Below are 8,665 nucleotides of genomic sequence, written 5' to 3'. Positions count from 1 at the left end.
TTGTGTATAAGAGACAGCCCCCACTCTCACCTCTATGCCCCCAAAAGTCTCATCGTCATCAACCAATAATAGCTTACCAACGCTCGTGTCTAAAGATAGGGAACTTTCCTGGCAGATTGCCTCTAATCTATTTGTTAGTTTTAAGTATGCTTGGGCTGGAATTACCTACGCTTTTCAGACTCAAAGGAATTTTCGCATTCATGTAGCTGTCTGCGCTTTAGCTATTGGATTAAGCGTATTTTTGCAGTTAGAAACAGTGCAAATATCTATAATTGCTATTACCAGTGGTTTAGTTTTAACTCTAGAGTTAGTGAATACTGCTATTGAGTCAATTGTAGATTTAACGGTCAAACAGTCTTATCATGAGTTGGCAAAAGTTGCTAAAGACTGTGCTGCTGGTGCTGTACTTGTTTCTGCTTTAGTAGCACTATTGGTTGCTTCTACATTAATATTTCCTCCTCTAGCAACATTAATTCTGTCTACTTTCTAAATGGTAGATTGTGAACAGTAGAGACGTTTTCAGGGAACATCTTTGATATTTTTAAATAAAATTAGGTAAAAATTGTGATATTAGTCATTGATAATTACGATAGTTTTACGTATAATCTAGTACAATACTTGGGGGAATTAGCAGTAGATTTCCCAGTTGCTAAAGACCTACAAGTCGTGCGAAACGATAAGATTACTATAGATGAAATTAGGGCATTGAACCCCGACGCAGTGGTGATTTCCCCTGGACCTGGTCGTCCAGATGATGCGGGAGTTTCCCTCAGTGCGATCGCCCAATTAGGAGATAAACTACCGATTTTAGGCGTGTGCTTAGGACATCAAAGTATTGGTCAGGTTTTCGGTGGTAAAATTGTCTCCGCCCCAGAATTGATGCACGGAAAAACCTCTCAGGTTTCCCACACAGGCATAGGAATTTTTCAAGGTTTAGAAAATCCTTTAACCGCTACCAGATATCATAGTTTAGTGATTGAACGGGAAACTTGCCCGGAAGTATTGGAAATTACAGCTTGGGTAGAAGATGGCACAATTATGGGCGTGAGACATCGGCAATATCCTCACATTCAAGGAGTCCAATTTCATCCAGAGAGTGTCCTAACTGCCTTGGGTAAGGAATTGCTGAGAAATTTTTTGCGAACTTTGTAAGGCAGTATTCTTATGAAACGACGACAATTGATAGGCTATGCTGGAGCAGGTTTAATAACGGCTATAGTTACTAATTTAGGTGATCAAGTTCCAGTAAATGCCCAATCTAGTGGTGTATCAATTCAGTGGTTAGGTCATACCTGCTTTTTATTGACCAATGGTAAGGTCAAAATTTTGATTAATCCCTTTAGCAATTTGGGTTGTACAGCTAAATATCGTCTCCCAAATGTTGCATCAGATTTGGTATTAATTAGTAGTCAATTATTGGATGAAGGGGCAATAGATAAAATACCAGGAAATCCCAAATTAGTTTATAAACCGGGTGTCTATGAGTTTCGGGGCGTTAAATTTCAGGGAATTACCACAGACCATGATCGTAAGGGTGGAAAACAATTTGGGCAAAATATAGCCTGGAAATTAAACCAAGGTGGCATTAATCTGCTACATTTGGGGGGTTCTGCTGCACCGATTACCCTAGAACAAAAAATTCTCATGGGTCGTCCTGATGTATTATTTATTCCCGTTGGCGGCAGTGATAAAGCGTATAATCATCAAGAAGCAAAACAGGCAATTGATGTCTTAAATCCTAAGTTAGTTATTCCTACCCATTATCGGACTCAAGCTGCTGAAAGTGGCAAGTGCGACATTACTCCAGTAGATGATTTTCTAACTTTGATGCAGAGTGTGAATATTAATGTCCGCCGCAGTAACAATGATTCTGTATTAGTTAATTCTCAGAGTTTGCCAGAAAAAACGGAAGTTCAACTTTTGAGTTACAAGTTTTGATTCCTTAAGGCGTTGCTGAATCGAGGTATGAAATTTCCAAATTGAACCTTTAAAAATCAAACCTCAGTGCGTCTACTCTTCGAGATCACGAAGCGTCTTTGCGCCTTTGCGTGAGACTAAAATTCATACCCTTAATCAGCAACGCCCTTAATTTATTGTAAGTTGGGTTGGCACAAGGAAACCCAACAAATTTCCAACTAAAATTAAGTGAAAAGATGACTTGGTATGGAGCAGATGCAATGATGAGAGTTTGGCTTATATGTTTTTTTATTCTGTTTGCTTTGGCGGAATTTTTTAAGTGGTTACGAGGTTTTTCTGTTCCTGTTCCGTTACCAATATATATTTTAGGTGGGGTATTTTTAGCAGTTGCCTCTAATTATGATAAAATATTTGGCTATTATGTCAGTAATGCTAGTGTAATTACACCTGTGGAAATATCCCAAGAAGTACCTAAGTTAGCATCACCAGTAAACTCAACTCCAATTTCTGAATTAATACCTAGCGCTGTACCTAAATCCGATGTTCAAGAATCTGCCAACAATTGAGTTGCTATATAGGGGGAGTCAGGAGGTAGGGGCGCAGGGACTGCGCCCAGTCAGGAGTATGGCTAACGCCACGCTGCGCTATCAGGAGTCAGAAAGAAGAAGAAAGAAGAATAAAATTGTTACCGGACTGTAGTCTGCGTCAGTACAATATGTGGATATTGCATCAGAAAATAAATAACTTTGTAAATATAACCCGCATAAAACATAAGATTTTTGTTAAACTTACTGGAAAATTAGAAGTTGAGTAGCTTTTAAGACAGAAAAAAAAAGTAGCAAATACTACGAATTGTATTGAATGAAGACAAATATCGTAGACACAGAGGAATGAAAATAAGTGTTCAGAAAATTGACCATCATTGGGTGTTTAACTCTATTTCTACTGGTAGGGTTGTTAACAGGAAATGCTTGGGCAGAAACCTCAGCAACCGTGCCTAGTCCGGATACAGGTGACACAGCATTTATGCTGATTTCCTCAGCTTTAGTATTGCTAATGACACCGGGATTAGCATTCTTTTATGGTGGGTTTGTGCGATCGCACAATATTCTCAACACATTGATGATGAGTTTTGTGTTGATGGCGATTGTGGGAGTCACCTGGGTTCTTTGGGGTTATAGTCTTTCCTTTGCCCCTGGTTTACCCTTCATTGGTGGTTTACAGTGGCTAGGGTTAAATGGTGTTGGTGTAGAAACCACAGGTTATCTGCAAGGTTCAGCCCCTGCGGAGGTAGTTTCCTATGCGGGGACAATTCCCCACCAAGCATTCATGATCTATCAAGCCATGTTTGCAATTATCACCCCAGCCTTAATTTCGGGAGCGATCGCCGAACGCATGAGTTTCCGTGCCTATTGCCTATTTGTAGTTCTGTGGTCAACCTTTATCTACACACCCCTAGCACACATGGTTTGGGCAAAGGGAGGATTCTTAGGTTTATACGGCGGCATCGGCGCTCTAGACTTTGCTGGTGGTACAGTAGTGCATATTAGTTCCGGTATTTCGGCACTGGTAGCCGCAATTGTCCTCGGCCCGAGAAAAAACTATCCAGATCGTCTTAGCCCTCCCCATAACGTCCCCTTTATTTTGTTGGGTGCCGGCTTACTTTGGTTTGGTTGGTTTGGCTTTAATGCTGGTAGCGCCTTATCCGCTGGCACGGTAGCCACAGTCGCCTTTGTTGCTACTAATACATCCGCTGCCGCCGGGGCGTTGATGTGGTTGATTCTAGAAGCTACATTACGGGGAAAACCCACCGCAGTTGGCGCAGCCACAGGTGCAGTCGCCGGTTTAGTGGGAATCACCCCAGGGGCAGGATTTGTCACCCCTGTAGCCGCAATTTTAACTGGTTTCATTACCTCCGTCGTCTGCTTCTATGCTGTCAGTTTCAAGCACAAATTGCGGGTTGATGATGCTCTAGATACCTATCCTGTACATGGTGTTGGAGGTACTATCGGGGCGATTCTAACAGCTATCTTTGCCACAACTGAAGTAAATAGCGGAGGTAAAGATGGGGTGCTGCGCGGTAACTTCGGTGAATTGTTTGTGGAACTAGCAGCGATCGCCATAGCCTATATTATTGCTGGTGTAGGAACTTGGATCATTCTGAAAATTATTGCTGCTACAGTTGGTTTACGAGTCCCAGATCAAACCGAAGATCAAGGCTTGGATATCAACGAACATGGGGAAGAAGGTTATAACTCCGAATTTGCAGATCGGATTTCTAACAAGTAAAAGGCAGGGAAGTAGGGGAGAATATTTTTCTTCCCACTGACAACTGACAACTGACAACGAACAACTGACAACGAACAACTGACAACGAACAACTGACAACGAACAACTAACAACCAAACTCAATACTCGTAATGTTTTTTTCGTCGTGTCTAATCGTGTAAAAACTTTTCCCATCTGGGGACTATTCGCACTGTTAACTAATATTATCCTAATGTTAGCGGTCGTCTTATTGATTTGGCGACAGCAAAAGCTAACCCCTGTGTTAGCAACCACAGCTATTCTAGATCCCCCAGAACCAGTTAACCTGAACTGGAAAAATCAATATGTAGCACCAGAATTAGGACCCCGTCATCAACTCAGTTATCCCCAATGGTTGGATATTCTCAAGCAAGAAGCTAAAATAACTGCTAGGAAAAATCCCCAGCGATTAACCATACTAGCGGGAGATTCTCTGAGTTTATGGTTTCCACCGGAGTTATTACCTGAGGATAGAAGCTGGCTAAATCAGGGCATATCCGGGGAAGTTAGCAATGGATTATTGCAAAGATTAGATTTTTTTGATCGCACCAAACCGGAAAATATTTTCATTATGGTGGGCATTAATGATCTAATTCGCGGGTTAGATGATCAGGAAATATTAGCTAATTATCAGCAAATTATCAGTTATTTGCGAAGAAAACACCCCCAAACAGAAATTGTCGTTCAGTCAATTTTGCCCCATGGTGGGGAGGGGATAACTTGGGAAGGAAAAGAAAAACTCCTAGCAATTCCCAATCCTCGGATTCGTAATTTGAATCAGGAACTGAATAATCTCGCTACTGAAAAAGGGGTGAAATATCTGAATTTACATCCCTTATTCACCGATAAACAAGGTAATCTTCGGTCAGATTTTACCACCGATGGTTTGCATCTGAGTCCCCCAGGTTATCTAGTTTGGCGGACTGCCTTACAGATGTATACTAACCAACAAATAACATCCCAAGCAACTAAACCTAAAAATATCAACTCAAAAACTAGGATATAAATCCAAATTTTCCATCTAAATCACCTCGAAACACGAGAAAATCAAAGATAGTAATTATTAGTGGTCAATCTAAAATGGATACAAAAGCTTTTAAACGTAGCCTCCAACATTCAACCAATTACAACCGTAAAGGCTTTGGTCATCAAGAGGAAGTCGCTACCAAGTTACAATCTGAGTTTCAGAGTAACTTAATTCAGGAAATCCGCGATCGCAACTACACCATCAAACGTGGTAATGTCACCATCCAACTAGCACAAGCATTTGGTTTTTGTTGGGGTGTAGAAAGGGCTGTAGCTATGGCTTATGAAACCCGGCAACATTTTCCCACAGAACAGATTTGGATTACCAACGAAATTATTCACAATCCATCTGTGAATAAACGAATGGAAGAAATGCAAGTAGAATTTATTCCCGTTATTGACAAACTGAAAGACTTTTCTGTTGTTAATAGTGGTGACGTAGTAATTTTACCAGCCTTTGGTGCAAGTGTTCAAGAAATGCAAATATTGCATGATAAAGGTTGCCAAATTGTTGATACTACCTGCCCTTGGGTATCCAGAGTATGGAACACCGTAGAAAAGCACAAAAAAGGTGATTATACTTCAATTATTCACGGAAAATACAAGCATGAAGAAACAGTCGCTACCAGTTCCTTTGCTGGGAAATATTTGATTGTTTTAAACATAAAAGAAGCAGAATATGTCATTAATTATATTCTCAACGGTGGCGATCGTGAAGAATTTTTAGCCAAATTTTCCAAAGCCTGTTCAGCAGGATTTGACCCTGATCAAGACTTACAACGAGTAGGAATTGCTAACCAAACAACCATGCTCAAAGGTGAAACCGAACAAATCGGTAAAATGCTGGAGCATACAATGATGCAGAAATATGGACCAACAGAATTGAATCAGCATTTTCAAAATTTCAATACCATCTGTGATGCCACTCAAGAACGTCAAGATGCTATGTTAGAATTAGTCGAAGAAAATGTAGATTTAATCATAGTTATTGGTGGGTTTAACTCATCCAATACTACTCAACTACAACAAATTGCCTTTGATCGAGGTATTCCCTCCTATCACATTGATTGTGGAGAACGGATTCAATCAATTCATAACATTGAACATCGGCAGTTAACAGGAGAATTAGTAATTTCAGAAAATTGGCTACCAGCAGGAGAAATTAAAGTTGGTGTAACTTCTGGTGCTTCAACACCAGATAAGGTAGTTGAAGATATAATTGAGAAAATTTTTACCCTCAAAGCAATAGCATCTGTAGTTTAAAATATACTCAACACGGTTGGGATATGGACTTTTAAGAAATTACGAAAAACCTAGATTTGTAGGGGTAAAGCAAAAGCTGATATGTGTCAACTTAAGCTCAAATCTCTACTACATCTCGTTCCTAGTCTCTGACTAGGAATGCAGTTGATGAGGCTCTGCCTCTAATATCATTGAAGTCAGAGCCTTCTAAAATTCATTCCCAGTCTCTGACTGGGAACGAGTTAAACTTAAGCTCAAATCCCTAACACATCTCGTTCCTAGTCTCTGACTAGGAATGCAGTTGATGAGGCTCTGCCTCTAATATCAAGGCTAAAATAGCCCCATATCATGCTAACTTAAGGAATCTATAACAATGACTGGTAATACGTTTTTTGATAAACTCCAACCTGCAAGTCAGCAACAGTCTATCGTGTATCTACCCTATATTCAGGGTAATAAGCGGAATTTGTTACCCTATGCCATCACTCTTTATAAAAAACGTGAGTTAGAAGGACACCGCAAAATAGAAGGTAGTGAAAATGTTCCCTTCGTTGCCACTTGGAATGATCCTACCTTACCCTCCGACTTAACCGTTTGCCGGTTACAGTTTGATTCTACGTCTGAATTAACCTATGAAGTCATGATGCCAAGTTTTGAATTTATTAGTTTTTTAATTGAACTAATGGAAAACTATAAGCGGAATAAAATCACGGATTTTTCTAAATCCTTTTACCGCAAATTATTACGTTTAGATGATTGAAGCAAAATAGAACAGCCTTCATGAACCTCTAGATTTTTCCAACATAACTAGCTATTATACGGAAATTTAGGTTTATACGCCTTACACAAATCACTATGAACACACCACTAACAAACCAACCTATCCGCGTTGGAGTCCTGGGTTTTGGCGGACTTGGACAGGCAGCCGCAAAACTCCTTTCCAGCAAACGAGAAATGATTCTTGTTGCCGTCGCAGACCAAAATGGCTATGCCTACTCCACTGAGGGTTTAAACACCCAAGCTTGTATTACAACTTACCAAAATCAAGGTACAATCGGTCATTTAGAAGCATTTGGTACATTAAGCAACAACAGTATTCAGGATTTAATTCAAGTCACTGGTGACACTGTAGATGGTTATTTCCTGGCTTTACCTAACCTCCCCAACGACTTTATCCCCTCTGTTGCCAAAGAATTTATTCAAGCCGGTTGGCAGGGTGTTCTGGTAGATGCCATTAAACGCACCAGTGCAGTCGAACAACTCCTATCCATGAAAGATGAACTGCAAGCCGCTGGAATTACCTACATGACTGGCTGTGGTGCTACTCCTGGGCTATTAACCGCTGCTGCCGCCTTAGCTGCCCAAAGTTATGCGGAAATTCACAATGTGGTGATTACCTTTGGTGTGGGAATTGCTAACTGGGAAGCCTACCGCGCCACTGTTAGGGAAGATATTGGTCATATGCCCGGTTATAGTGTAGAAGCCGCTAGAGCCATGACTGACGCAGAGGTAGAAGCGCTACTTGATCAGACCGATGGGGTGTTAACCTTGGAAAATATGGAACACGCCGATGATGTGATGTTAGAGGTGGCGGGAATTTGTTCACGGGACAGAGTCACGGTTGGCGGTGTAGTTGATACCCGCAACCCCAAAAAGCCCCTAAGTACAAATGTGAAAATCACTGGACGCACTTTTGAGGGAAAAATATCTACTCATACCTTCACCTTAGGGGATGAAACTAGCATGGCAGCCAATGTGTGTGGTCCTGCCTTCGGTTATCTTAAAGCTGCTCAAGAATTGCGTCAACGGGGCATTTCTGGCTTATTTACGGCTGCGGAAATTATGCCTAAGTTTGTCAAGTAGGTGGTTGGTAATTGGTAATTGGTTATTATTTCCATAATCTTTAACTCAATTTGAAGAAAGTTCTGAAGATTGACAACAGCCTTGATTTGTAGGTTGGGTTAAGCGACAGCGCAACCCAACAAATGCGTTGGGTTATGGCTAATGCCTCCCGTCAGGGATACGTACCATTGCTCCGCAACGCTGACGCGAACAACCCAACCTTGTATCTTAGAGGTATGTTAGAAGAAGTGGTAGACCGTCCCAACCTGGGTCAGAAAAGACCGCTTTGTAGCAAGGATCACCACAACAATCTCCATGACAGAACTCGAAC

The 8,665-nt window shown here is 41.0% G+C and carries 9 protein-coding genes and 1 pseudogene; all 10 read left to right on the top strand.

The genetic code is table 11. The features are described from left to right. The first annotated feature begins 34 nt into the window (after positions 1-34). Positions 35-490, top strand: coding sequence for a diacylglycerol kinase family protein (locus IQ228_RS15045; protein WP_027402516.1), 456 nt, complete (start codon positions 35-37; stop codon positions 488-490). 74 nt (positions 491-564) lie between these two features. After that, positions 565-1,152: an aminodeoxychorismate/anthranilate synthase component II gene (locus tag IQ228_RS15040; RefSeq protein WP_027402517.1), complete on the top strand. Its 588-nt coding sequence runs from the start codon at positions 565-567 to the stop codon at positions 1,150-1,152. Between the two features lie 12 nt (positions 1,153-1,164). Continuing rightward, positions 1,165-1,938, top strand: coding sequence for an MBL fold metallo-hydrolase (locus IQ228_RS15035; RefSeq protein ID WP_027402518.1), 774 nt, complete (start codon positions 1,165-1,167; stop codon positions 1,936-1,938). A gap of 242 nt (positions 1,939-2,180) precedes the next feature. Next, a complete protein-coding gene (locus tag IQ228_RS15030) occupies positions 2,181-2,483 on the top strand; it encodes a hypothetical protein (RefSeq protein ID WP_027402519.1) in 303 nt (100 codons plus the stop codon). Between the two features lie 334 nt (positions 2,484-2,817). Next, positions 2,818-4,206 (top strand): ammonium transporter, encoded by a 1,389-nt coding sequence (locus IQ228_RS15025; protein ID WP_193963359.1) that lies wholly within the window; start codon positions 2,818-2,820, stop codon positions 4,204-4,206. Between the two features lie 211 nt (positions 4,207-4,417). After that, complete coding sequence (locus tag IQ228_RS15020) at positions 4,418-5,230, top strand: SGNH/GDSL hydrolase family protein (RefSeq protein WP_228043887.1); 813 nt, start codon at positions 4,418-4,420, stop codon at positions 5,228-5,230. A 74-nt stretch (positions 5,231-5,304) separates the two neighbouring features. Then, positions 5,305-6,513, top strand: a complete 1,209-nt coding sequence (locus IQ228_RS15015; RefSeq protein ID WP_027402522.1) for a 4-hydroxy-3-methylbut-2-enyl diphosphate reductase — start codon at positions 5,305-5,307, stop codon at positions 6,511-6,513. A 352-nt stretch (positions 6,514-6,865) separates the two neighbouring features. Next, positions 6,866-7,252 (top strand): type IV pilus biogenesis protein EbsA, encoded by a 387-nt coding sequence (gene ebsA / locus IQ228_RS15010; RefSeq protein ID WP_027402523.1) that lies wholly within the window; start codon positions 6,866-6,868, stop codon positions 7,250-7,252. 95 nt (positions 7,253-7,347) lie between these two features. Next, positions 7,348-8,355, top strand: coding sequence for a hypothetical protein (locus IQ228_RS15005; RefSeq protein WP_027402524.1), 1,008 nt, complete (start codon positions 7,348-7,350; stop codon positions 8,353-8,355). A gap of 122 nt (positions 8,356-8,477) precedes the next feature. Further along, positions 8,478-8,665: pseudogene (locus IQ228_RS26665) on the top strand (hypothetical protein); the annotation flags it as partial.

The sequence above is a fragment of the Dolichospermum sp. LEGE 00246 genome (assembly GCF_015207865.1).
Lineage (GTDB): Bacteria > Cyanobacteriota > Cyanobacteriia > Cyanobacteriales > Nostocaceae > Dolichospermum > Dolichospermum heterosporum.
Note: the sequence above shows the minus strand (reverse complement) of the source record. Positions and strands in the feature narration are given on the sequence as shown.